We start from the raw sequence: 24,033 nt of genomic DNA, 5'->3' as shown, positions 1-24,033 counted from the left end.
TTTGGTTAGCTACCAAACTGTGCTTGGTGCAGACGACTGTAGATTCCGCCGGATTTGATCAGTTCGTGATGCTTGCCCTGCTCCGCAATGCCGTCTTTGTTGACCACCACAATACGATCCGCGTTTCGAATAGTTGCCAAGCGGTGTGCAATTACAAGAGTGGTTCGGCCTTCGGCCAGCTCGGCCAACGATTTCTGAATGGCGACTTCTGTCTCGGTATCAAGTGCGGAAGTCGCTTCGTCGAGAATAAGGATCGGCGGATTTTTGAGGAACATACGTGCAATGGCCATACGCTGCTTCTGTCCGCCTGAGAGCTTCACTCCGCGCTCGCCAATGATCGTTTCCATGCCTTCCGGCATGGATTGAATAACGTCGGTCAAATGCGCGCGCTCGGCAGCATCCCAAACTTCTTCGATTGTAGCGTCAAGCTTGCCGTAGGAGATGTTTTCTCGGATTGTTCCCGAGAATAGGAAGACATCCTGCTGGACAATGCCGATCTGTTTGCGCAGCGACTCCAACTTCAGATCGCGGATATCCATGCCGTCCACTGTAATCGATCCGGCTTCCACATCGTAGAAGCGGGGGAGCAGACTGCAAATGGTCGTCTTTCCGGCACCTGAGGGCCCTACGAAAGCGATCGTCTCTCCCGGCTGGATCTGTAAGCTGATATCTTCGAGAATCCGGCGTCCATGTTCATAGCCGAACGAGACATGATTGAATCGAATATTGCCGCTCAATGAATCGGCGGTCTTGGCATCGGGCTTGTCCTGAATATCAGGCTCGGTATCCATAATTTCGAGATAGCGGCGGAAACCTGCAATGCCTTTGGGATAGCTTTCAATAACGGCATTGATCTTCTCGATCGGCCGGAAGAACACATTTGCGAGCAGCTGGAAAGCGACGAATTCGCCGATCAGAATCTCTCCGCGGATAAAGAAGAGGGCGCCAAAGATCAAGACAAGGACGCTGATCAGACGCATCATCATATAATTGACAGACATGCTGCCGGCCATCGTTTTGTAAGCAAGCAGCTTGGTTTTACGGAAGGCCTTGTTCTCAAGATCAAACAGCTTGCCTTCGTGCTCCTCATTGGCGAACGACTGTACGACGCGAATGCCGCCGATGTTTTCTTCAATACGGGAGTTGAAGCTGCCGACGTTGCCGAACAGCCGACCGTACGTACGGGTCATACGACGGCCGAAGAAGATAATGAGCCAGGCCATAACTGGAATAATGATAAAAGTAATGATTGCGAGCGACGGGCTGATATTGTACATCAGGATGAATGAGCCGATCAGCGTCATGATTGCGATAAAGACATCTTCGGGTCCGTGGTGGGCCAATTCGCCAATATCGTTCAAGTCGGTCGTGACGCGTCCGATCAAGTGACCTGTTTTGTGGTTGTCATAGAAGCGAAACGATAACTTTTGCAGCTTGGTGAACAAATTTTTGCGCATATCGGTCTCGATGTTGATTCCAAGCATATGTCCCCAATAAGTCACGACATACTGCATGGCCGTATTCAGTGCATAGATCGCGAGCAGTGCAAGGCATGCGATCATAATCAGACTCCAGTTGCCTCCCGGCAGCAGATCGTCGATAAAGACATTGACTGCGAGCGGGAAGGTAAGTTCAAGCAGACCAGCAAAAACGGCACAGCAAAAATCAAGCATAAACAGCCCTTTATAAGGGCGGTAATAAGCGAAAAAACGTTTCAAAATATCGATGCCAATCCCTCATTTCTTTATAATTGGTGCGCTTCAAACAAAAATCAGTACGTTTCAAACAAATTTTACTGAGAATCATTCTCTATCTTAGCGTGCAAATGAGCAAATGGGCAAGTTGAAAATGAAGAAAGAGGCAGCAGGGAGTATTGTTTTCGCGCTGCCTCTTTTATAGCATTCGGATATGTTCATACTTTAATAATGATTAATTAGTCCTGTGCGCCGCCATTTAACCGTACCTTCAGCATCTCATAAAATGCTGTCAGTTCGGATTCCGATCCAAATGCCGCCTGAGCAGACTTATCATTTCCACCGCCCCGACCGCCGGATGAAGACAGTGTCTCCTTAAACAAGCTGCCGCAGGAGAATCCTGTTTCGCCTCCATGCGCGAGAATCAGTTTGTGTTCCGATAGGGAACCCAGAAGAACAGGCTGCGCGGTCCGGGAGGTCAGCGCGGCAGCCAGAGACTGCAGGTCCTTCGTTGTCCGGTCGCTGAACAGCTCTGCAACAGGTCCTCCGGTACGCTCTGCCGCTTCAAGTAGTTCACGTACAGTGTATTCATCAAGCTGCTTCCGAAGCGCATGGAGCTCGGCCTGCTTGCGGCGGTCTTCTTCGGAAAACTTCTCAAGCCGTTCGACCAGTTCTTCCTTCGGTACGCTCAGTTTGGCGGACAAAGCACTCAGCACCTTCGTTTGGATGGCGAATTCGCGCAGTGCGCGGAAGCCGACTTTGAAAGTCAGACGCAGATGGCCTTTTTGCTTTTCGGCACGCAGCAGCTTGATCAGGCCGAGTTCGCCGGTCGCACTCACATGCGTCCCGCCGCAGGCATTGTACTCGATGCCTTCGATCTCGACGATGCGAATATTGCCTTCGACTGACGGAGCTTTAACCAGCGGAAGCCGATCGGCCTCTTCGCGGCTGACCCAATAGCTTTTCACAGGAAGATTGCGCATAATGCGCGTATTGACTTCCTGTTCGACTTGATCCAGTTCTTCTTCTGTCCATTGAGCGCGATCGATATCGATCGTAGCGTATTCCTCGCCGAGGTGGAAGCTGAGAGTTGGTGCCTGAAGCAGATCAAGACAGGTCGCCGAGAGCAGATGCTGTCCGCTGTGCTGCTGCATATGATCGAAGCGGCGTTCCCAATCGATCACGCAGGACACTTCGGTTCCCGGTTCGTCCGGCAAATTCGATGAAGCTTCGATCCGGTGCAGAACATCTCCATTTTCCGTAATCGTATCGACCACACGCGATTCACCGATCATTCCGGTATCACCCGGCTGTCCGCCGCCTTCCGGATAGAACGCTGTTTCGTCCAGGAGGACGTACAGACCGTCTTCCCGCTTCATTATATGTTGAATCTTGGCTGTCCATTCGCGGGTATAAGAGGAATCGTAATATTTTTTATGCGTCATGACGTTCTCCTTTATCTTCGTTTCTTTCCTTTTCAATTCCGGCTGCTTGAGCATTTGCCTAAAGAATCCAAGCTCCGGAGGGTCTGTTTGAATGGTATCCCATATTGGACAATCGGGCAATTGGGTAGAGGGAAAGATGGAGGTACAGAAACACAGAAATACGGATAGATGGACAAATGGACAGCGAATAGACGGATAGACGGATAGACGGATAGACAGAGATTTCTAATGGAAACAATCTGTACGCCATAATAGTCTGCCCAAAGGAGGGGAGGAACGCTTTGAAAAGTAAAGATATGCTGCCGAAAGCGAATTTATGTTGTAAAGAAATACTTGCTTGCTGGCAGATGATTTGGTAAATTGAAATTATCAGCTTATACACCGCGAAGCACGCGGACGTTTTCTCTTCTGGATTCAGAAGGGACGCGTCCGCTTTTTTGCGTTCATTTGATTTGAGAAGATCAGACGACAATGAGGCGTTGACGGCAAAGAAGTGTTGACGACAAAATTCGAGGTTCTTTGAAAACAGAAAATGGGACTTTCCCAATTGCTGCAACCAAGCGACAATAGAAAAGATGGACCTGGCGGAAGGTGCCTGGTCTGCATCAAGTGATAGAACGGCATGATGCAATAAACAAGATTGAGGGGGAGAGGATTGTGATGAAAAATAGTTGGATGAAACAAGCGGGATTGGTATTAGCAGCGGTGCTAACGGCGGGGGCCGTATGGGGAACGGGTTACGCACCGGATGTTCAGGCTGCCAGTTCGGCATTTTCAGATGTGAAAGCGGGGCATTGGGCCGAGAGCGCCATTGCAAAAGGGGTATCCAAAGGCTATGTCGACGGCTACACCAATGGTACATTCAAGCCTGATGCAAGTGTGACCCGGGCAGAGTTCGTGAAGATGGTCGTATCGGCGATGAAACTTGAAACGAAAGAAGCTTCGGGCAAATGGTATGTGCCTTATGTGGATGCGGCGGCAAGCAAAGGACTGTACGCGACAAGTGATTTCGCGAATAGCGAAGCCACTTGGAACAAAACGATGACCCGCGAAGAAATGGCCCGCGTTGCGGCCCGTGCGATCGGCGAGAAAACATCGGAAAACGACAAATGGATGTATCTCGCAACCAAAGAGGGTCTGATCAAAGGCATGGGTAAAGCGCAGCTTGCTCCAAAAGGTCTGACCACGCGTGCCCAATCCGTTGTAATCATCGAGCGTATTCTGACAAGCAATGCCGGCGGCAATCTCGATTCCGATCTGTACGCAACGGGCGCTGCGGAAATCATGTGGCACGGTACCAACATCTTTACGGTGATGCCGGAAATGTTTGTCACACCGGAATCTGACTGGAAAAACAAAGGAAAGACCGGCATTGAAGACATGTGGAACGAGAAAAATATGACGATCACGTCGAAAGACGGGCTGTACCAAGCGAAGCTTGACGCCCTGATCGCGATCGACATGGCTGATCCGAATGACCCGAACCGCGCTTTGCTGGGTGATATCAACACGCTAAAATGGTTCAATGGTAATCAAATGATGAAGAACCCAATTAAAGGTAACACCAACACTTACGTGATCTACTTCAAGAGCAAACAGGTATTCAATAAAGATAGAACCAGATACGTAAATCGTACGTTTGCACAATTTCAGGTCACTGGATTCGGTAACGTAGATGGTGACGCATACGCAGCAGGAAAATTGAACAAAGCGGCGTATGTATATCGCAATCAGATGGGTGATGTGCCTGCCGTTATCGTACCGAAAAGCGGCACGGTACAAGGCATGAACGATATTAGTATCGTTCTACAAACGCCAGCGAGCGGTACTTGGTTCAAAAATGTTGACCTGCTCAGACTTCGAGGTATCAAGTAATGAAAGAAAATCGACAACGAAAGAAACGATTCACGCTTGTCGGACTCAGCACGCTACTCATTGCGAGTAGCGTGCTGGGTGTTTTTTTTCCACTCCAAGGAAAAATCGCCGCTGCGCCGATTAAAAAAGTAATCACCTATTCCGGCGGCGATGACGCCCCAAGACTTCACCCCCATCGAAACGCCGTAGCTTTCGGTAAAACGCCAACCGCAACAACAACCCGGATCAGCGAAGACGCAGGCACCGGGAAAAAGATTCGAAAAATTGTGTTTTACAAAGGAACCGAAGCGGTTAAAACCATCGAGGTTAACTCTCAAACCTATTCCGGAACCGAAACATTTACAGGCGAAGCAATTGAAGTGGCGTCAGAGAACAACGGGTCAAACGGCTCATGGTTCGCATGGAACCGAACGATTCTAAGCGGATGGGTAGCCGGACAGAGTGATTCAGCATCAGATCAAGGTCCGTCGTCATCTGCACCCGAAACTGAAACCAATATCACAACCCAAGACCCACCTCACACAGGCAACTATAAAACAACGCCCGGCCGGAAGACTAGATTGACCGTTAAGTATCCGATCAGCAACCCATTTAAAGGGACCAGCACATTTAACGATTTATCTTTCCCGCTGTATTTAATCGATAATCGATCAAATATTGTACAGTCAAAAAATCCACAGCTTCCTGCTAATAGAGCCAAAATCGAAATTGATGAAGATAAAGAAGTTAGTAATGCGAATTTGCAAATTACAGGTTATCCTGTTAAAAATCAAATTTCCATTGTGTCACTGTTAGTCGGATTAGAACCCGGTCAAACAACGGTGGGTCCTACTCGCGATTTAAACTTCGCTACAATTACATTCGACCAGGAGCATGCCGATATTGGCGCGTATCGCTATTACGTTGAAAAAAACGCAGATGGCAGCATGCGCCCGTATAACGGAAATCCGAAAAACGCGCAAATTATGGCGTTTTACTACGCGGCGTATAACTTCACCGCCGCATCGGTCACGTATCAGTATCCAGACCGGTATTGGGTCTATACCGAAGATGCCGAAATTGAAGATCCTCAAGAACCAATCTTCGGTTGTACCGTACGAGACGGACGCGTTATCGAAGGTGAAAAAATGACGCCCGAAGCCAGTGCCGTCATTAAAGCCGATCAACGTGACCGTGAAATGTTCGATGTGCTGCAAGGCATTCCGACATCTGAAAGTTTATACGGGAACGTAATCGCCAATAATTACCTACATCAATTCAAATTCAAAGAACAACTCACCACTTGCGTTTACGAAATAACCGTAAGCAAGACCTACGAATTGATCTGGTACACCGACGTTCCGATAATCAATGATGACGGATCTCCGGGGGGAACAGAACGTGTCCAAGAAAAAGACAGCGAAACCAAGTTATATGAGCTTCATATCGAACGATACGGCTCGCACTGGATCGTTGATAAACTCGGCGCCTACGAGATCGACAACGCCGTTCTTCAAAACTATGCGTTTGAAGGCGAGCGAATCACGATAAGGCCAAACGGCTATACGCCGCCCAATATGACACTTACCCGAAACGGTAAGGCCGTTGCTGATCCAGGCCCCGGTAACTGGACGGCTGACCCAGAAACGATCGACTTAGGCGGGACGTCGCCTCCACCGGTTCCCGATGAATTAGGTCGGTATGAAGGCGAAACTGAAAACAAAATCGATCAGATTAAGGTCAATAACGATAAAGTAACATTTAACGGTCAAGTCCTTATGAACGACAACGTGGTCGAGCGAAAAACGCAGGATCCACAGCGTGTACCTGAACCGACAGCCATTACACGTGATGTTCTGTACAGTGCAAATCATATGATTCCTATGACCAAAACAAACCGGTACGCAGCGGCTTCGATGGGGGCCATTACGTATAAACCTTTAAGCGTAAATTACAATGCTGATCCCGGGGATACCTACCCCATCGGTAGCATCAACTCAGTCACCGTACATACTCCGGTCGTCAACTACTCCTCCGCAACCGACGATCAAGCCCATAACCAGAAGACCGTGCCCAATGGCAGCCGAGCTGCATTCATTCTCGACCGGCCGTTTACGGTAAGAATACCGACCAGCGGACAACATGCTAACTATCTGGGTTATGGAAATCGGGATTATGCCAAGTATTTCCGCGCCAAGCAGGTCCGTTTCCCGTTCGACGTGTACACGGCGGATAAGTCGATCTTCTATGAGAAGAATACTTGGATCGACATTCCGGTCAGCCAACTGGATAAGACGTTCTTCCTGCCGGTCTGGGTCGATGAAGGCGACTATAGTGTCGAGTTTCGGAATATCGCAGAGAATGCACCGGATGTGCAGCCTGCTGAGCGGGATGCCAATCTGGATCTGATCAACCACGTCGCTTCCGACACCGTTAACGTCGAAGTCATCGGCCGATTGTATGACTTCCACATTACGGACATCGTTGACTACAGCTGGGAAAAGGTGTTCCGGATACAGGAAGGCAGCCCGCTGCACACCGGTCATACGTACTGGACCGGCCTTAACGGCATTGACGGCGCCGCTCGAGGCAACACGCCGCCATTTACCCTGCCCATTCTGCCAGGCAGCCATCCATTGGAAGGCATGAAGAATATCGCGGTGAAGACCGGCTATCATGTGAAGTTTGATCTGAAGACGAAAGGCAATATGTTCGGCGAACAGGACGGTATTCGCATCACGCCGAGCTTTACCTTTGTCAGCCGGGACGGCCAAAGTAAAACGCCGGTCGATCTGTATTATCACGACGATCACCGAACGTTTATTAAAGTCGGTTCGCCCGAAGATACAGAACCGCGCTATGTCATTCTTAACGACCGGCTGCGCAATGTACCGGAAGAGGAACTGAGGGACACGGCGCGGTATAAATACAACCATTATTATGGTTTCTCGCAGGTAGGGAATGTTAGCCGGGAGATGTTTATCAACGACTACATCTATCGGTTCACTAAAATGAAGACACCGGTGGGCGGCTATGATCGGCTTCTGCTGCCGGAACAGATTCGCACCTTAATCGGACCGAAGAGCAGCCTGCCGGCTTCGGTTGATTACGAACGAGCGAACGCTGCGGAGCAGAAATGGTACGGGGAGTACAGTTTGCCCGGTGATCCGTATGTCGTCGCCAAAGGAACAGATCTGGCCGAGTACGGCCGAACGCATCGCGGCCTGACCAAGCGCGACCCGATTTTCCTGCGGGACGGCTATATTATCCTGAACTTCAACATCGAAAGTATTCGGGACGGAAATCTCGATCGCCCGCATCTGCAGTACATCCATGCGCCGCTGATGAATCAGTGGAATCTGGAAGGGTTCCGTCGAAGCGTGCAGGATTCTTGGGGGAATACGTTCTCGCTGCAGGACGGAGACATCGTCTTTTTCCATGCGGACAAGTCATATAAGGATGACTTCCAAGTGCAGGTGCCTCATTAAAAGTAAAGTGTAAAAGAGAAAGTGAAGCACAGAAGAGTATTAGAAGGCAAGGCGAACAAAACCAAAAAAACAAACACAAACACCAAAAAAAACCAAAAAACAAAACAAAGCATAAAAAAGGACCGACAGAACTTCCGATAAGGAGGATTCATCGGTCCTTTTTTATTGTTTTTCATAAGATCGAAACAATGTTAATTGATGCATTTTATAGTCATTAAAAGGATTTGATTTCATATCATTTACATTTTGCACATTTAAATTTTGAATTATTTCTTGGACTGATGCCAAATACAGAATAATAAGCTGAATGGCTATTGATTTTATTGGAAATTACACTATTATTAAGACACCAATAAGATGACTGTGTGCTGCAGCGACGCGGCAAAAGAGGATCCCGGTCGCATTTTTAAACTTATTAGAGTCGTTGAACTCATAATAAGGAGACGACCGTCGGAGCGTAGAGAATGAATAAAAGTCTGTTTGGTCACTTGTAAAAATCGGAGGCATTCATCATGATTATCGTCAACATGCTCCCAGCCGAAGCCGAACGCTTCCGGGCTCATCTGCCTGGATTACATGATCCGCTTCCACCCGGAGCGATCGGTCTGGAGGCCAAAGTCGACGGTGTGCTAGCCGGTACGGCGTTGGTTATGGCTCATCCACGCTCCGGAACGGGCAGCATCAGTGTTCTGCATACGGTAGAGGCGTTCCGCAATATTGGTGTCGGCAGCCGGCTGCTGCAGGAAGCCGAGCGCCGGCTGCTTGAATCCGGCTGTGCTCAAGCACGTATTACGCTAACACTGCGTCGGAAGAAACCGGCACCGGAGCTGGACTTCCTGCGCAAACGTGGTTATAAATCGGAGAAGCTGCTGTACCGTACTTATACCGTCCGTTCTACCAGTATTCGGGAGGAAGCTCGACTTGACAAGCTGCATCTGCCTGCGGAAGCTGAATTGAAACCGCTGCTGTCGGCTTCCGAGGCCGAAAGAGCCGAGTTAGCTGTAATTGCAGCTCATCTTCCGACCGATCTGAATCCGTTCCAGGAAGAACGTCTGCTGCATCCGGAATTCAGTACACTGATGAAGATCGGGGGACAGGTTGCGGGCTGGATTGGCATCCAACAGCTGGCATCGAATCTGCTGCTGCTGCGATCCATGTATGTCAGGCCGGAGTTTGCGCTTCATGCAGGCGGAGTTGCGTTATTCGCAGAAATAGATCGTCAGCATGGTTTATTGGAACGTTTTGCACACCACATGCTGAATATCTTAGGCGATAACGAGGAGATGCTGCGTTTAGCAGAACGTAAATTGGCTCCGCATGCTTCGAGTGTCAAATCGAGCATCCGTTTAGAAAAAAGGTTATAGGAACGGGCTGGATCGGGCGCGGCGGCAGCTTCTGCCGCAAGTCCGTGCATCCCCGTTACAGCTCGGCCGGAAGGCCGAGGAACTTGCCGCCGGGCTTCTGCCCGGCGGCATTTTTGCACAGGCAGGAAAACGCAGTCAAATTGACGAACAAGCATAGGACTGATAAATTAGGTACAACCTTGCGATGGAGGCGGTCCGGTTATGAATTTTGTGTTTTTTTCTCCCCATTTCCCCGGGAGCAGCGGCGAATTTGTGATTCGGCTGCACGAGGAAGGCGCGACGGTGCTTGGCATCGGCGACGCGGCATATGATCATCTTTCTCCACGGCTTCAGTCGGCTCTGACGGAATATTACCGAATCGACACTATGGAGAATGAGGACGAGGTGCTGCGAGCGGTCGGCTTTTTCACGCATAAATACGGCAGAATCGACCGCTTCGAGTCCATGAACGAATACTGGCTGGAGAGCGATGCACGTATGCGCACAGCTTTTAACATCTACGGTACAAAAGCCGATTTCGTGGAAAATTTAAAGCATAAATCAAAAATGAAAGACTTTTTCCGCAAAAGCGGTGTTGATACGGTACGCTTTCTCAAAAATCCGGATCGGGAAAGCGCGGCTGCGTTTATCGAGGAGAATGGCTTTCCGGTTGTGGTCAAGCCGGATTTGGGATCGGGCGCCAGTCATACGTACAAACTGAGCGACTGGGAGCAGCTGGATTACTTTATTCACACTCGGCCGCAGGATACGGAATTTATTATGGAAGAATATATTGACGGCATTATCCTGACCTATGATGGCTTGATTGATCGGGACGGAATCGTACGTTTTCAGGCAAGCCACCGTTTCGAGCAGAGCATCATGAAAGTGGTCAACGACGACGATCATCTGCGCTATTTTTGTTTGAAAGATGTCGATCCGGAAGTGGAACAGGCAGGGCGCAGTATCTTGGAAGCTTTCGGAATACGGGAACGCTTTTTCCATATTGAGCTGTTCAAGTCGAACAAAGACGGCCGGTTGATCGCACTCGAAGTCAATATGCGGCCGCCAGGTGCTTGGATGACGGATGCGATTAATTATTCGTATGATGTGGACATTTATTCGCTGTGGGCAAAGATGATCGTACATGGAGGCAGCGGTGAGCCGCCTGCAGGCCGTTACGTGAGCGGCTACGCGAGCCGAAAAGACCGGAAGCATTATGCGCACAGTCATGAGGACATCCAGCGTGAACTAGGCGAGGCACTGGTCCGATACGATGAGATTGACGAGATCTTCAGCCGGGCCAGCGGCAATCGTGCCTATCAATTTCGTGCCGATTCGCTCGACCGGGTGCGTGAAATCGCAGACTATATTCAAGCGGAACAATAAAGAACCTTGAAATTAAGAACTTTAAAATAAAAAAAGTAAAATAATAGACTTAAAATAAGAGACTTTTCATAAAAAAAGAAAAGTAAAACGGGCGGATAGTCTATTGGGCAGCTGTGTTTGCGTTTGTCGTTCATATGCAATTAGTCGGGAAGGGCGGGATATGCGAATATGGTAACGGTACATTATCGAAAAGAATACAGTCCGGCGCTCGGTCGCGACATGGAATATAAAGTGTATGGAGACCGGGGCAAGCCGATGCTCGTCTTTCCGACTTCGCTTGGACGCTTTTACCAATACGAAGATTCCGGCATGATCGAAGAACTCGCGGAATGGATCGATGCAGGAAAACTTCAGATCTGGACGTGCGATACGATTGACGAAGAAACGTTCTTCTCGCCGCATTGGAATATACAGGACCGTATTCACCGCCATGAGCAGTATGACGCTTATATCGTCCAGGAGCTGATTCCGGGCATTTTGCGCGAAAATATGGCGAACAACGGAGGAGACGAGCAGAAGATTTTGATCAGCGGCTGTTCGATGGGAGCTTATTACAGCGGGAATTTCTTTTTCCGGCATCCGGAGTATTTCGATACGCTGCTGGCGCTGAGCGGGGTATATTCGGTGCAGCATTTCTTCGGCGATTATCGGGATGGAGCGGTCTACTTCAATTCGCCGCTCGATTATCTGCCAGCTCTTAACGACGACAATCTGCTCGAACAGTACCGGAGGAAACGGATTATTTTATGCTGCGGTCAAGGTGCGTGGGAGGACGAGATGCGCGACGAGACGGCGAAGCTGCGGGACACTTTGCAGGACAAGGTTATTCCTGCCAGGGTAGACTTCTGGGGATACAACGTCGATCACGACTGGCATTGGTGGAGAAAGCAGATTCGGTATTATATGAGCGAGCTGCTGTAGGGCGCAGATCATTATTTCGAACAACTGGAACCGACGTCCGGTGCGGCGGATGTCGGTTCACTGCCGTAAGGCGGAGAGGAGCCGACAGAATGAGTTTTTTTTCGAAATGGTTTAAAAAGGACAAGACTGACCAGACAGAGACATCTGGAGAGACACGCGGTACCGGATCTCACAGAGCCGATGCGCCGACTGGAAACCGCAGAATCGCGCAGAGTGAAGAAGAAGAGATCCGCAAGGACTGGACCCGGGTACCGGAACAGCGGCCGGGAACGAAAAGGTTGGTCCGTCATATTCTGCTGCGTTCGCCGGAGCTCGGTCTGCAGCAGTTTGCACAGTCGCTGCGTGAGCGTGAGGCCGAAGTACGGGGCGGCATTCATGAAGGACGGATTATTGTTCATTATCGGGAAATGACCGTTACGGCCGATTTCGTTCCCAATCCGCTGCCGAACCGGGAAGCGGAGCAGAATTGCAAATATAACACGATGTGGCCGAATTCCGAAGCCGAGATCGAAGGATACGCGGCACATATGCGGGTTACAGCGATCAACGTTGAAGACGGGACAGAAGGGCACAAGTTCCTGACCAAAGTAGTTGCTGCGCTGATTGGGAATATGCCGAATGCGCTGGCCGTCTATTCCGCTCCGATGATTGTCAGCCGATCAGCTTATCTGGCCAGTGCGGACATGCTGAAGGATGGTCTGCTTCCGATCAATCTGTGGGTATTTGTCGGGCTGTACGGAGGCAAACAGGGCGGCTCTTCTTACACGCACGGTATGCAGGACTTTGGAGGCGACGAGCTGGAACTGCTGAATACACAGCGTTCCGCGGCCGAGACATTCGAGCTGATGTTTTCGGTGGCAGCCTATTCGATTGAGCGCGGTATTCGGTTCCAGGGCGGGGAAAATATTGCGTTTAAAGAAGGGCAGTCGCTCACGCTGAACCGTTCGGCAGGTGCGGCGCTTGAAGGCATGACGATGAAGATCGAAGGGTTTTAACTCTTTTAAAATGCCCTTTTTTTCGATCAAACATGCGACCGGAACGAATTTCTCTCGCAGTCATTAAGTTTCCGCAGTGAATAAGACTTTCTTAATAACCTAAAGCGTCGGAGGAGAAATCCTCCGACGCTTTTTGTGCTGGAAGAAAAGCCTTAATCCGTTGTTCCAACAATTTTGGCAGCCGTTGCTTCATCCGTCACAAGCATATGCAGGTAATTGCCTCGCAGTGCGGCCCGAATACATTCGATCTTATGCTGGCCAAATGCGAAACCGACCACATTGTTCACCCCTTTGAGCTGGTCCAGATTCATACCGACGATTCTGCGATTGATCGGATGATCGACAATGCGGCCATTTCCGTCAATAAAGCGTGAATTAATGTCTGCAACAGTGCCGAGCTCCCGAAGTTCTTGCAGCGAAGTTTCGCTCAAATATCCGAATCGTTCCATCGTCGACATAGAGAATGGATTTCCGATACCAACCAGAGCCAGATGAATGTTTTGCGCATCTCGCAGTACGTCCGATACGCCGGGCATTGCGACAACCTGTGTGTACAGCGAATCACTTTCCACCAGAAAGGGAGCATACAGCGAACCGCAGGAGGCTCCTATTTTTTTGGACAGCTCGTAAGCGATATAGTTGGAGTGAACTTCGGTACGCACATTTCCGGTTCCGCCAATCAGCGGGAGGATTCGAACGTCGTCTTTTTTGTCCAGAGGAAACTCGCGAACCATATGATAAAGCGTATTCCCCCAAGAAACCCCGATACGCATGCCGCTTTTAATTAATCTCTGTACAAAATGCGCTGCCGCGCGCCCAACTGCCCCCGTTACCGATTCTTTGTTGAGATCACGGGTAGGTACGACAAGAACCTGCTTAAGTCCGTAGCGATGTTCCAATTCCTTTTCCAGTTCTGAAGTTTGAAAGGGGTCGTCACGCACAATAATTTCCACAATGCCGATCTCTCGTGCTTTCTGAATCATTTTGGAGATTTGGGGCCGGGAAATGTCGAACTTCTCCGCCAGCTTTTCCTGCGTCCACGCTTCATAATAATAGAGCTTGCAAATTTTGGTTATCAATTTCAAATGTTCGTCTTTCATGTTCATAAATTGGCCCACCTTTTAAGTAGAAGAATCGAAAAGCGCCAATCCGTACAGGTCTTCCCCTATTTTCTCAATTAGTATACATGATAAAAAAGCGGCACCGGGTAACAAAGCTTCGCTCCCGGGATCTTTTACAGCCCCCTTACATTGGAGTGACGCAGAACAAATAAAGCAGGGTTACAATTGTTTTATCCATGAACAAATGTGAAAGATACATATGGGAATCGGTTACGAAGAAGATCGTTATACAAAAGATCATTATAAAAAAACATTACCATTACAGAGGAGAGATCTTCATGTTCAAAAAAAGACTACTGTCTACCCTGCTTATGACCACATCGGCAGCTATGCTGTTCAGCGGATGCGGAGCCGGAGGAGAAAGTGCTTCCGGTTCAGCGTCGAACGCAGCATCCGGCGGAGACTCCATTTCGTTCTACACCTCGCAGCCGGAAGAAGACGCGGCCAAATTGGTCTCGGCGTTCAATGCGCGCTACCCGGATGTCAAAGTCGAGACGTTCCGCTCCGGTACGGAAGAAGTTGTAGCCAAGCTGCAGGCGGAGAAACAGGCGGGACAGGTGCAGGCGGACGTACTGCTTGTAGCGGATTCCGTAACGTTCGAATCGTTGAAAGAGCAGGAGATGTTGGAGACTTACAAATCTCCTGAAGCGGATAAGATCCCTTCCGAACTGGCCGATCCTGACGGTACTTATACAGGAACCAAAGTTATTGCGACCATTCTGGCTGCCAATACGGACAAAGTGAGCAGTCTGCCAAATTCATGGAAAGCGCTTGGAGAAGCCGGAGCGGCAAATGAAGCGATTATGCCGAGTCCTCTGTATTCGGGAGCGGCCGCTTATAACGTGGGCGTTTTTACACGGACAGACGGATTCGGTTGGGACTATATGCAGGCGTTGAAAAATAACAATATTTCCGTAATCAAAGGCAACGGAGCGGTACTGAAAGCGGTAGCCGGCGGCGAAAAGAGCTACGGCGTAGTCGTGGACTATATGGTTGCCCGCGAGAAGGAAAAAGGATCGCCGATCGAGCTGATCTATCCGGAAGAAGGCGTACCCGTTATCACCGAACCGATCGGAATTATGAAAGATGCTAAAAACATGGAAGCTGCGCAGAATTTTGTCGACTTCGTCCTCTCCGAAGAAGGTCAGACTCTGGCGGCTGAAATCGGATATACACCGGTACGCGAAGGCGTTGCGCCGCCTCAAGGGCTGAGAGCTCTCGAGGAAATGAAATTGATGAGCGCGGATCTGAAAACGTTGACTGCTGAACGCGAAGACGACAAAAAGAAATTTACGGAGCTGTTCGGCGGCTAAAATTGGATGATATCCGGTAAGGGAACTGCCGAATGAACGGGAAAGGAAGCTGTAGGATGAACACGCGAAAACTTTGGATGCTGCTCACGGCCGCTGCCGTATTGTTCTTCTTCGTACTGCCGATTGCCCGGCTGGTTCTGCTCAGTGTACAAGGGGAAAACGGCTTGTCACTGGGCGTGTACACTGAGCTGCTGGAACAGAAGCGGTTCTGGGACGCGCTGTGGAACACGGCGATTATGGTACTGGGCTCGACGCTGCTGTCGCTGCTGCTTGGCACTGCGTCTGCCTGGCTGATGGCCTATACGGACATTCGCTGGAAGAAAGCGATGCATCTGCTGATTCTGCTGTGTTTTATCCTGCCGTCTTATGTCTTGACCTTGTCCTGGTCTTCATTTATGGGCGTTCAGGGGCCGGTTGCTCAAATTTTGAATGTATTGGATCCGGGAGCACGTCCGTGGAGTGTCTATAGCATGGGCGGAATCATCTTCGTGATGGGTATCCATCATTTTCCGCTCGTTTATCTGTTCACGGTCAATGTGCTTAAGAAAATTTCGAGAGATCTGGAGTGGGCAGCGGGAACGGGCGGAGCGGGAAGGCTTAAGGTGCTGTTCAAAATCACCCTGCCTATGGCGCTGCCGGGTATCACCGCAGGCGGACTGCTGGTCTTTTTGGCTTCGCTCGACAATTTCGGAATTCCCGCTTTTCTTGGCACGCCGGTCAATATCAGTGTGCTGAGTACTTTGATTTATGAAGAAATTATCGGATTTGGCCCTTCGGCTTTTGCCCGCGGCGCTTCGCTGTCGGTTGTGCTTGGACTGATTGCCATTGTCGGCACACTGCTGCAGTGGTTGAGCGTCCGCAAAAGCAAACAGGGTGAGACGTATCTGCCGGACGAGCAGCCGCGTTATTTTCTGGGCCGTCACCGGTTGTGGATCATGCCCCTCGCTTGGGGAAGTCTGCTGCTGATGAGTGTGGTGCCGCTTCTGTCGATGATCTTGCTGTCGCTGCGCCGATCTTACGGAGGCAGTCTGAGCTTAAGTAATCTTACGTTGGACAATTACCGGTATATTCTGCTGGAAAATGCAAGCACCTGGCGTTCGATTCAAAACAGCTTTATGCTGTCGATTGCAGCGCTGATGATCTGTCTGCTGATTGGAACAGCTATCGCTTATTTCCGCGTGCGCCGGCCTTCCAAAATGAACGGACTTGCGGAATTGGCCATCTCGGTGCCCTACACGCTGCCGGGAATCGTATTCGCTTTATCGATGATCTTGACCTGGATGGAACCTCTTCCAGGCTGGAATCCGGGCATCTATGGAACGACGACGCTGCTGCTGATCGCTTACGTCTGCCGTTTCCTTATTCTGCAGATCCGATCGAGCGTGACGGCGTTCTCGCAGATCGATCCGGCGGTTGAGGAGGCGGCGAGCGTGTCGGGTGCAGGAACACGCAGGCGCTGGCAGTCCGTACTGCTGCCGCTGATTCTGCCCGGGCTGCTTGGCGGAGGACTGCTCGTATTTCTAACTGCACTGACAGAGCTGACCGTCTCGGCTCTATTGTATTCGTCAGGTTCGCAGACAATCGGCGTGACGATCTTCGGATTCGAACAAGCGGGCAGCACACTCTATTCCACCGCGCTGTCCAGCTTGATCGTGTTCCTGATCTTTGTCGGTGCCGGACTGCTTGGCTTGACCCAGAAGATGCTGCGCCGCAGGAGAGGGGGGAGACTGTCATGAGTATTGAAATCAAAGGGGTAGAGAAATCGTTCGGCGATTTCCGTGCGCTTAAATCTATTGATCTGTCTATTCGGGACGGGGAGTTTGTCGCGATTCTGGGGCCTTCGGGCTGCGGGAAAACGACGCTGCTGCGTCTGCTGGCAGGATTTGAGCGGCCAACCGGCGGAGAAGTCGTCATAGATGGGAAAGTGGTCGCTTCCTCCTCGAACAGCCTCCCGCCGGAGAAGCGTCATATCGGTATGGTGTTCCAAAATTTTGCCTTGTGGCCGCATATGAACGTAACCGAACATGTGCGTTTCCCGATTCGGAATCACAAGCAGACGCCGCCGGAAGTTCGGAAGCAGGAGAAGGCGAGAATCGACGAAGTGCTGCAGCTGGTTGGATTGGAAAAGCTTGCGCAGCGGATGCCGCATGAATTGTCCGGCGGACAGAAACAGCGCGTCGCCATTGCCCGGGCTATCGCAGCTCGCCCGGCGCTGCTGTTGATGGACGAGCCGCTCAGCAGCCTTGATGCTATGCTGCGCATGGACATGCGGAGAGAAATCCAGTCAGTGCACCGCACGACCGGTACCGCTGTCGTATACGTGACACACGACCAGGGAGAGGCGCTTGCGATGGCTGATCGGATTGTAGTCATGAAGGACGGAGAAATCCAGCAGAGCGGGACGCCGCAGGACATCTACCTGCGTCCGCAGAATGAATTCGTTGCGCAGTTCGTTTCTAAGTCCAATCTGATCCCGGGAAGCTGGCAGGAAGACATCTTCGTACCCCAGGGCGAGAATATAGCAATCGGTTGGGCAGGGCTTGAAGTTGCGGAGAGCTTCCGGCAGAGCGGGCATTATCCGGTCAGACCGGATCAATTGGAACTTGGACAGCCTGGACCCGGAATGCTGAGAGGCGTCATTGCCAATGTCCAATTCCAGGGCAAGGAATTCCATTACGATGTTCGTACCGACCGGGGACAGTGGGAAGTGATCTCGTCCTCTTCGTTCAAGCTGGGCGAAGAAGTGTCGATCAGACTGCCTCAGGCGGAGCGGAAGACAAATGTTCGTTATGTTAGTCAGGTCTAGCAGCGGACTAAGCGGTTCAGTACGGACTAATGACTAATGGTTTATTACATGAAGATGGAGTTTCTTGTTCAATAATCGAGTGTGAGATTGTTGAATAAGCTGTTATCCATGCGTTATAAAAAGCCTATTTCGTCTCCTGGGAGATTCGAAATAGGCTTTTTATGTTAGGGATAAAATGTTACAGCACACCGACAAACCACCGCTCCTACTGCCCAAAATTGCAAACCGACTCCTGTTACTTTACCATGAAAGATAGCAGACAGATTGACAGTGCCGGACTGTCCGGCAGGAATCCGGAAGGAGAGTGAGCAGGAGCCGGAATAATGATCAGTAACGTCATGCGGGCAAGCAGGGAGAAGAGGAGCAGGCAGCCGACAAAAGACAGATCGGCATCGAATTGCACTCGGAACAGCCTTCGGCATGCTGCTGGGATTATTTTCGGAAATCTGGCGCTCGGAATGCCTGTTGGCATTGCGTTGGATGTTATTTTCGATACGGCTCTACTAAAGTGCAAAGATGAAGAAAAAGCGAAACATCTTCGGATCTCCTCGAAGATTGCAGCTTGGAAGATCTTATTATATGGTATGACCCAATGCAGCACTTGCCCTCTGCATGCGTAGTCAATTAAGAACAGGAGGGCTTTCCTTATGGATGCCGTTAGAGATATGCTGGAAAACAATAAAAAAATTAAACGTTGGTCGGCGCTGCCGAACCATTCCCCGTCGATCGCCTGGATCGTCCGTGGAGAGAAGTTTTTTTGGACGCCCGAAGGTAATGCGACTGAGCAGGGAAATCAAAGTAAGAACAAAAACAAAAATAAAAAGCGGCCCGAGCCCCGGTACGAGATCGGCTCGATCACGAAAACAATGACTGCTTTCCGCTTGGCGCAGGGGGAGCAGGATGGGTTGTGGCAGCCTTCCGACACGTTGGCGAAGCTGATTCCCGAGCTGGAAAGCAGCGATTTTGCCCGTCAGGCTACACTTCGGCAGCTGGCCACGCATACATCGGGATTGACTCGACTTGCGAAAAACCAAGTCTTAGCCAAAAGAGACAAAACTAATCCCTACGCAGCCTATACCGAGAAAGATCTGATTGAAGCTGTACTCGAAGAAAAATTCCGCAGCGGGTCCAAGCATGAATATTCGAATTACGGTTACGGTCTGCTTGGTTGGGCTTTAGGCCGTATTTCCGGTGTGCCGCTGCACGAAGCACTGCGCCGGGAACTATTCGATCCGCTCGGGATGAACGCAACAATTATGCCGGTCATTGAAGGGACTCAGCCGAACACTTCTTCGTCGAACGAAGCTACCGGCAGTGGGGCGGCTAAAAATGTTTCCGGCGGAAACGAACCTGCGTCATCCGACACCTTGACGGTTCCCGGCTTTGCTCCCGGCGGTCGCCCGGTACGTCACTGGGATTTCACTTCCGCGATGGCCGGTGCGGGAGCAGTGCGCTCTACGGCTCGGGACATGCTGACGTACCTGGAAGCACAGCTTGGCCAACATCCGGCGGCTGCATCGTTTGAGTCTTCGCTGCTGGCATGCCAGAATGAGCAGGCTTCCGTCGCTCCCTCCAAAGGAGTAGGGATCGGTTACGCTTGGATGCGTTCCATGCGAAAAGACGGTACCGTTACGCATTGGCATAACGGTGCGACTTATGGATCGAGCAGCTTTGCAGCATTCAATCGGGATTTGCAGTCCGGCTTTGTGATTCTGTCCAACCGGGGAGTCAGCTTCGCGGGTCAGATCAAGCAGATGATCGGATTAGGTGAGCTGAGTACGGATCGTGCAGCACATCTGGTAGCAGAAGTGTTATTCAAAAATGAATAATATGAGCGAATAGGGGAACATCTGCTTGATTCTCTTTAAGGCAGTGGTTCGGAAAACACCCAGATTCAGCCTTCGGTAGATTGGGCTAATCCATCAATTATGCAAACTCATACTCAAAACAAGCCTCGATCCGCAGATCGGGGCTTGTTTCCTTTTCCTTTCTCTTTTTATTCTTTTATTAAAATCACATATGCAAGTTTATTCAAGTCAATTCAGGCGCGAAAGCGGCGATCAGCCTTTTACCGCACCGGCTGTCAGCCCGCTGATGATGTACTTCTGACAGAACAGATACAGAATGAATACCGGCAGCGACGTCAAGACGAGATCGGCAAAGATCAGGTTCCAGTCGCGGCTGAATTTTCCGTAGAAGTTATAAACCGAGAGCGGCATGGTCCAATCGGAGCTGTCGGTCAGGAAATAGAGCGGGATCGTAATATCGTTCCAGACCGACATAAAGACCATAATCGCTACTGTAGCGTTGACCGGAAGAATCAATGGGGTCACAATTTTGAAAAACACGCTGAGTGTGCCTGCCCCTTCGAGAAAAGCCACTTCGTCCAGCACTTTCGGAATAGAACGAATAAATCCGCTGTACAGGAAGACGCTGAACGCCGTATTGAGCGAAGCATAGATCAAGATGACACTTGAGATACTGCCGTAAAAACCGAGCCACTGCACAACGCGAATGGTGGTAATAACGGACATTGGTGCGATAAGACCCATGAAAAAGAACATATAAAGAAAGTTCGACAGCTTGCTCTCGCGGCGAGTCAGAATGAATGCTGCGGCCGAGGAAGTAACAATATTTGCCACACAGGAGACCCCAGTGATCAGCATGCCGTTCCAGAACGCCCGGGCTAACCCGCCTTCGCGGAATACTGTAGCATAGTTGGAAAAGTGCCATTCGCTCGGCAGCCGCAGCGTGAATTTCAATACTTCGATATTGTTCATGAAGCTGCCGAAAATCATAATCAACATAGGCAGAATGATAATCAGCGACGCCAGAAGCAGGAACCCTTCGACGATATAATTGCGCCAAGCCATTTGACGGGTATAGTTCATTATTCGGATACCTCCTTGCGGCGCATGAAGATCAGCAGCGGTATGGCGATAATCGTTACTGCTGCGAATAACAGCGTGTTGACCGCCGTACCTAGCCCCCAGCTGCCTTCGCCGAATGAACGCAGAATGATTGTACCGACGACCTGGGAAGCATTGCCCGGTCCGCCGCCGGTAAGAACGAATACTTCGGAAAAGACTTTCAAACCGCCGATCAGGGTCAGCATCAAGTTAATATTGATCGCAGGCAGTAGGAGAGGAATGGTGATGCTGCGGAAGCTTCTCCAGGCACCGGCTCCGTCAATGGTAGCGGCTTCATAGTAGTCTTTTGAAATGGACTGCAGACCAGCCAGGTAGATTGCCATCTGAAAACCGGCGTGCTGCCAGACCGAAACTGCGGCTACGGTCCAGATGACGATCTGCGGATCGGTCAGCCAGTTCTGACTCAGGAAATCAAGGCCGAGCGATTCAAAGATCCGGTTGATCGTGCCTTCCGAGCGCAGCATAGGCGTAAATACAATGCTAATGACCAGTACGCTGAGAATAGATGGAGAGTAAAAAATAGCCCGGAGCATATTGCGGGATTTGAGTCTCATATTCAATCCGATTGCGAGAGCCAGACCGATCAGATTTTTACCGATTACGGTAGCGACTGCGAAGATCAGCGTGTTTTTGATCGCGAGCAGCAGCGTTTTGTCGGTAAAAATGCGTTCGAAGTTTTCCCAGCCGATGAACTTGATGCCAACCCGGTCCAGCCGCCAGTCCGTGAATGAGTAGAACAGCCCGATAATAGCGGGAAGAACGAAAAAGACGCAGTAGATCAGCAGGGCAGGCCAGACCAAGTAATAGGAGTACAGTTTTCTCGATATTTTCATCTTTTCACACTCCAGTGCGCGAGAGAACAGGGGACCGAACGACCGGCCCCCGTCCTTCGGACGTCTTTATTGAACGAAATTTGAAACGGTACTGCAGCGTATTAGAATCCTTCGACTTCTTTGTCCTTCATCAGCTGGGCGAATTTCTCGTCCCAAGCGGCAAGCACGCCCTGGGCGTCAATGCCTCCGGCAAATTGGTCTTGGAGCAGACGATACAACTCACTGCGGTCAACCAGCATGTGTGCGTCTACGGTCAGTACCGTTTTTTTCGGTGTAATGTAATTGTCGACGATCTCCTGCTTGTACTCCGGCAGCTCCGGTGTTGTCACGTCATTGAAGTTTGATACAAATTTCTGTTCATCGATGATTTTTTGCGCTACATCTTTACGGGCCGCATACTCGAAAAACTTTTTGGCTGCTTCCATGTTTTTGGCTTTTTTCGGAATGAACAGCTGACCGCCCAGCGGGCTGGCACCCAGTTTGGCATCGGGAGCATAAGGGATCGGGAATACGCCCAGATTCATAGACGGATCATTGTCATTCACGTTCTGGATCAGCCAATCTCCCATAAACATCATTGCGACTTCTTTATTCAGGAATTTGCCTACCGCCATATCATAACTGTCGCTCAGGATATCGCCGTTGGTATAGCCTTTTTCGTAAACTTCATACTGCTGCTGCAGGATGTCTGCGAAAGCCGGTATTTCGGACCATTTCTTCTTGTTGGAGTTAATATCTTCGAAGAGCGTTGGATCGTTCTTTTCCGCATAATCCGCAAAAGCGGCAGCCGGCCAAACGTTGGCGGCCCAGTTGTCCTTGAACGGCATGAATACCGGTGTGATGCCTGCAGCTTTGATCTTCTCGCATACTGCGAGGAACTCTTCAAAGTTCGTTGGAACGGTCAAGCCAAGCTCTTCAAACATGTCTTTGTTATAAACGACGCCCTGCATGCCGGTATCCTGACTAAGATGGAAACTGTAAACATGTCCGTAAGCGGAGAGCACTTCCTTGTTCTCCAATCGGCTCACCCAAGGCTCATCGTCGAGGATCTCGAAGTTGCGCTCCAGATTAAGGTCCGTTGTCGCGCTGGCCAGGTTGTATTGGACAATATCCGGCGTCTCGTCGACTGCGAGCTTCGTTTGAAGTACGGTCGCCGTTTGTTCAGCCGGGAGGAGCTGCAGATTAACCTTAATGCCTGTTTCTTCCTCGAAACCATCGAGCAGATCCTGCTGCACAAATATGGAGTCCTGCGAACTTTTGGAAATGGCCAATTCGATGGTTGACCCGCTTCCTCCGCTGCTGCTCCCGCTTCCGCCTGCTGCCGTCGAACCTCCCGGAGAAGCGTTGCCTCCGCATGCCGTCAGCGAGATGGCGACTAGCCCTCCCAGCAGTCCTGCTGCAAATTTACTTGTTTTTCTGTTCATAATATCGCCCCCTGTGAATGATGGATCTGAATGATGAGTCTGAGTCTAGATGATTGATCTGAATCCGAGTCTGAACGATGAATCCCAGTGTGAATCTGAATAATGAGTCTGAGCCGGCACGGTGAAGCTGAGTCTGAATGTGTACGATGAGTCTGAGTCGGCACAATGAAGCTGAGTCTGAATGCGTATGATGAATCCAGATACAAACTTGAATAATAAAGCTGAGGACTAGAATGACACGTCGGAAACATTGATTTATTGAATCCGCTTACATATTTAGATTATAGGGGGTTGGTAGGTGAGGGTACATGGCTGTGGTTGACTGTTGAGGTGTAATATACTGAACTGGACTGATAAGATCGGACAGTATTGTCCGATCTTATCAGTCAGCAAGAACGGGCGAAGCTTGAAAGGAGGAAGAGGCAGCGGCCTCGTTCCTTGCAAGCCAGGTAAGCCCGTTTGCAGCGAAAAACTGAG

17 protein-coding genes are annotated in these 24,033 nt (G+C 50.3%); 10 read left to right on the top strand and 7 right to left on the bottom strand.

Features of this window, described 5'->3' with window-relative positions; genetic code table 11:
- Window positions 1–5 precede the first annotated feature (5 nt).
- Together F456_RS0103045 and F456_RS0103040 are read right to left on the bottom strand one after the other, a co-directional pair.
- Window positions 6–1,721, bottom strand: coding sequence for an ABC transporter ATP-binding protein (locus F456_RS0103045; RefSeq protein ID WP_026293613.1), 1,716 nt, complete (start codon window positions 1,719–1,721; stop codon window positions 6–8).
- Between the two features lie 212 nt (window positions 1,722–1,933).
- Window positions 1,934–3,139, bottom strand: a complete 1,206-nt coding sequence (locus F456_RS0103040; protein ID WP_018975531.1) for an alanyl-tRNA editing protein — start codon at window positions 3,137–3,139, stop codon at window positions 1,934–1,936.
- 660 nt (window positions 3,140–3,799) lie between these two features.
- Between F456_RS0103040 and F456_RS21665 the strand changes: the two genes are divergently transcribed.
- The 6 genes from F456_RS21665 to F456_RS0103010 all read left to right on the top strand — a co-directional run bounded on the left by F456_RS21665 (window position 3,800) and on the right by F456_RS0103010 (window position 13,129).
- On the top strand, window positions 3,800–5,014 hold the full coding sequence (locus F456_RS21665) for an S-layer homology domain-containing protein (protein WP_018975530.1): 1,215 nt from the start codon (window positions 3,800–3,802) through the stop codon (window positions 5,012–5,014).
- Window positions 5,014–8,481, top strand: coding sequence for a DUF5704 domain-containing protein (locus tag F456_RS21660; protein ID WP_018975529.1), 3,468 nt, complete (start codon window positions 5,014–5,016; stop codon window positions 8,479–8,481). The genes F456_RS21665 and F456_RS21660 overlap by 1 nt, the downstream gene beginning before the upstream one ends.
- Before the next feature lie 512 nt (window positions 8,482–8,993).
- On the top strand, window positions 8,994–9,845 hold the full coding sequence (locus F456_RS0103025; protein WP_018975528.1) for a GNAT family N-acetyltransferase: 852 nt from the start codon (window positions 8,994–8,996) through the stop codon (window positions 9,843–9,845).
- 201 nt (window positions 9,846–10,046) lie between these two features.
- The gene (locus F456_RS0103020) at window positions 10,047–11,213 is read left to right on the top strand and encodes an ATP-grasp domain-containing protein (protein ID WP_018975527.1); all 1,167 of its coding nucleotides are present in this window, start codon (window positions 10,047–10,049) and stop codon (window positions 11,211–11,213) included.
- Window positions 11,214–11,381: 168 nt separating this feature from the next.
- Entirely contained in the window at window positions 11,382–12,134 is a 753-nt protein-coding gene (locus F456_RS0103015; RefSeq protein ID WP_018975526.1) for an esterase family protein, read from the top strand.
- Between the two features lie 89 nt (window positions 12,135–12,223).
- Entirely contained in the window at window positions 12,224–13,129 is a 906-nt protein-coding gene (locus tag F456_RS0103010; protein ID WP_018975525.1) for a DUF4261 domain-containing protein, read from the top strand.
- A gap of 152 nt (window positions 13,130–13,281) precedes the next feature.
- On the opposite strand, the gene F456_RS0103005 is transcribed toward F456_RS0103010, so the two are convergent.
- Window positions 13,282–14,235: a sugar-binding transcriptional regulator gene (locus F456_RS0103005; protein WP_018975524.1), complete on the bottom strand. Its 954-nt coding sequence runs from the start codon at window positions 14,233–14,235 to the stop codon at window positions 13,282–13,284.
- Between the two features lie 293 nt (window positions 14,236–14,528).
- Between F456_RS0103005 and F456_RS0103000 the strand changes: the two genes are divergently transcribed.
- Genes F456_RS0103000 through F456_RS0102990 form a run of 3 tightly spaced genes read left to right on the top strand, consistent with a single transcriptional unit; the run spans window position 14,529 to window position 18,369 of the window.
- On the top strand, window positions 14,529–15,563 hold the full coding sequence (locus F456_RS0103000) for an ABC transporter substrate-binding protein (RefSeq protein ID WP_018975523.1): 1,035 nt from the start codon (window positions 14,529–14,531) through the stop codon (window positions 15,561–15,563).
- 56 nt (window positions 15,564–15,619) lie between these two features.
- Window positions 15,620–17,299, top strand: coding sequence for an ABC transporter permease (locus F456_RS21655; RefSeq protein WP_018975522.1), 1,680 nt, complete (start codon window positions 15,620–15,622; stop codon window positions 17,297–17,299).
- A complete protein-coding gene (locus tag F456_RS0102990) occupies window positions 17,296–18,369 on the top strand; it encodes an ABC transporter ATP-binding protein (protein ID WP_018975521.1) in 1,074 nt (357 codons plus the stop codon). The genes F456_RS21655 and F456_RS0102990 overlap by 4 nt, the downstream gene beginning before the upstream one ends.
- 235 nt (window positions 18,370–18,604) lie before the next feature.
- Here F456_RS0102990 and F456_RS24195 read toward each other — a convergent pair whose 3' ends face one another.
- A complete protein-coding gene (locus F456_RS24195; RefSeq protein WP_157059981.1) occupies window positions 18,605–18,772 on the bottom strand; it encodes a hypothetical protein in 168 nt (55 codons plus the stop codon).
- A gap of 244 nt (window positions 18,773–19,016) precedes the next feature.
- Between F456_RS24195 and F456_RS0102980 the strand changes: the two genes are divergently transcribed.
- Window positions 19,017–20,198: a serine hydrolase domain-containing protein gene (locus F456_RS0102980; protein ID WP_018975519.1), complete on the top strand. Its 1,182-nt coding sequence runs from the start codon at window positions 19,017–19,019 to the stop codon at window positions 20,196–20,198.
- Between the two features lie 231 nt (window positions 20,199–20,429).
- Here F456_RS0102980 and F456_RS0102975 read toward each other — a convergent pair whose 3' ends face one another.
- The 3 genes from F456_RS0102975 to F456_RS0102965 form a co-directional block, all read right to left on the bottom strand.
- A complete protein-coding gene (locus F456_RS0102975; RefSeq protein WP_018975518.1) occupies window positions 20,430–21,260 on the bottom strand; it encodes a carbohydrate ABC transporter permease in 831 nt (276 codons plus the stop codon).
- Window positions 21,260–22,132 carry a carbohydrate ABC transporter permease gene (locus F456_RS0102970; RefSeq protein ID WP_018975517.1) on the bottom strand — a complete coding sequence of 291 codons (873 nt, stop codon included), beginning with the start codon at window positions 22,130–22,132 and terminating at the stop codon, window positions 21,260–21,262. The genes F456_RS0102975 and F456_RS0102970 overlap by 1 nt, the downstream gene beginning before the upstream one ends.
- A gap of 101 nt (window positions 22,133–22,233) precedes the next feature.
- A complete protein-coding gene (locus F456_RS0102965; protein WP_018975516.1) occupies window positions 22,234–23,556 on the bottom strand; it encodes an ABC transporter substrate-binding protein in 1,323 nt (440 codons plus the stop codon).
- Window positions 23,557–24,033: the final 477 nt, after the last annotated feature.

The organism is Saccharibacillus kuerlensis DSM 22868 (genome assembly GCF_000378145.1).
Taxonomy (GTDB): Bacteria; Bacillota; Bacilli; order Paenibacillales; family Paenibacillaceae; genus Saccharibacillus; species Saccharibacillus kuerlensis.
This window is presented reverse-complemented; position numbering and strand designations above follow the sequence as displayed.

Coding starts and splice junctions, on each gene's coding strand:
- F456_RS0103040 (WP_018975531.1), bottom strand. CDS start 3,139: ATGACGCATAAAAAATATTACGATTCCTCTTATACCCGCGAATGGACA.
- F456_RS21665 (WP_018975530.1), top strand. CDS start 3,800: ATGAAAAATAGTTGGATGAAACAAGCGGGATTGGTATTAGCAGCGGTG.
- F456_RS21660 (WP_018975529.1), top strand. CDS start 5,014: ATGAAAGAAAATCGACAACGAAAGAAACGATTCACGCTTGTCGGACTC.
- F456_RS0103025 (WP_018975528.1), top strand. CDS start 8,994: ATGATTATCGTCAACATGCTCCCAGCCGAAGCCGAACGCTTCCGGGCT.
- F456_RS0103020 (WP_018975527.1), top strand. CDS start 10,047: ATGAATTTTGTGTTTTTTTCTCCCCATTTCCCCGGGAGCAGCGGCGAA.
- F456_RS0103015 (WP_018975526.1), top strand. CDS start 11,382: ATGGTAACGGTACATTATCGAAAAGAATACAGTCCGGCGCTCGGTCGC.
- F456_RS0103010 (WP_018975525.1), top strand. CDS start 12,224: ATGAGTTTTTTTTCGAAATGGTTTAAAAAGGACAAGACTGACCAGACA.
- F456_RS0103005 (WP_018975524.1), bottom strand. CDS start 14,235: ATGAACATGAAAGACGAACATTTGAAATTGATAACCAAAATTTGCAAG.
- F456_RS0103000 (WP_018975523.1), top strand. CDS start 14,529: ATGTTCAAAAAAAGACTACTGTCTACCCTGCTTATGACCACATCGGCA.
- F456_RS21655 (WP_018975522.1), top strand. CDS start 15,620: ATGAACACGCGAAAACTTTGGATGCTGCTCACGGCCGCTGCCGTATTG.
- F456_RS0102990 (WP_018975521.1), top strand. CDS start 17,296: ATGAGTATTGAAATCAAAGGGGTAGAGAAATCGTTCGGCGATTTCCGT.
- F456_RS0102980 (WP_018975519.1), top strand. CDS start 19,017: ATGGATGCCGTTAGAGATATGCTGGAAAACAATAAAAAAATTAAACGT.
- F456_RS0102975 (WP_018975518.1), bottom strand. CDS start 21,260: ATGAACTATACCCGTCAAATGGCTTGGCGCAATTATATCGTCGAAGGG.
- F456_RS0102970 (WP_018975517.1), bottom strand. CDS start 22,132: ATGAAAATATCGAGAAAACTGTACTCCTATTACTTGGTCTGGCCTGCC.
- F456_RS0102965 (WP_018975516.1), bottom strand. CDS start 23,556: ATGAACAGAAAAACAAGTAAATTTGCAGCAGGACTGCTGGGAGGGCTA.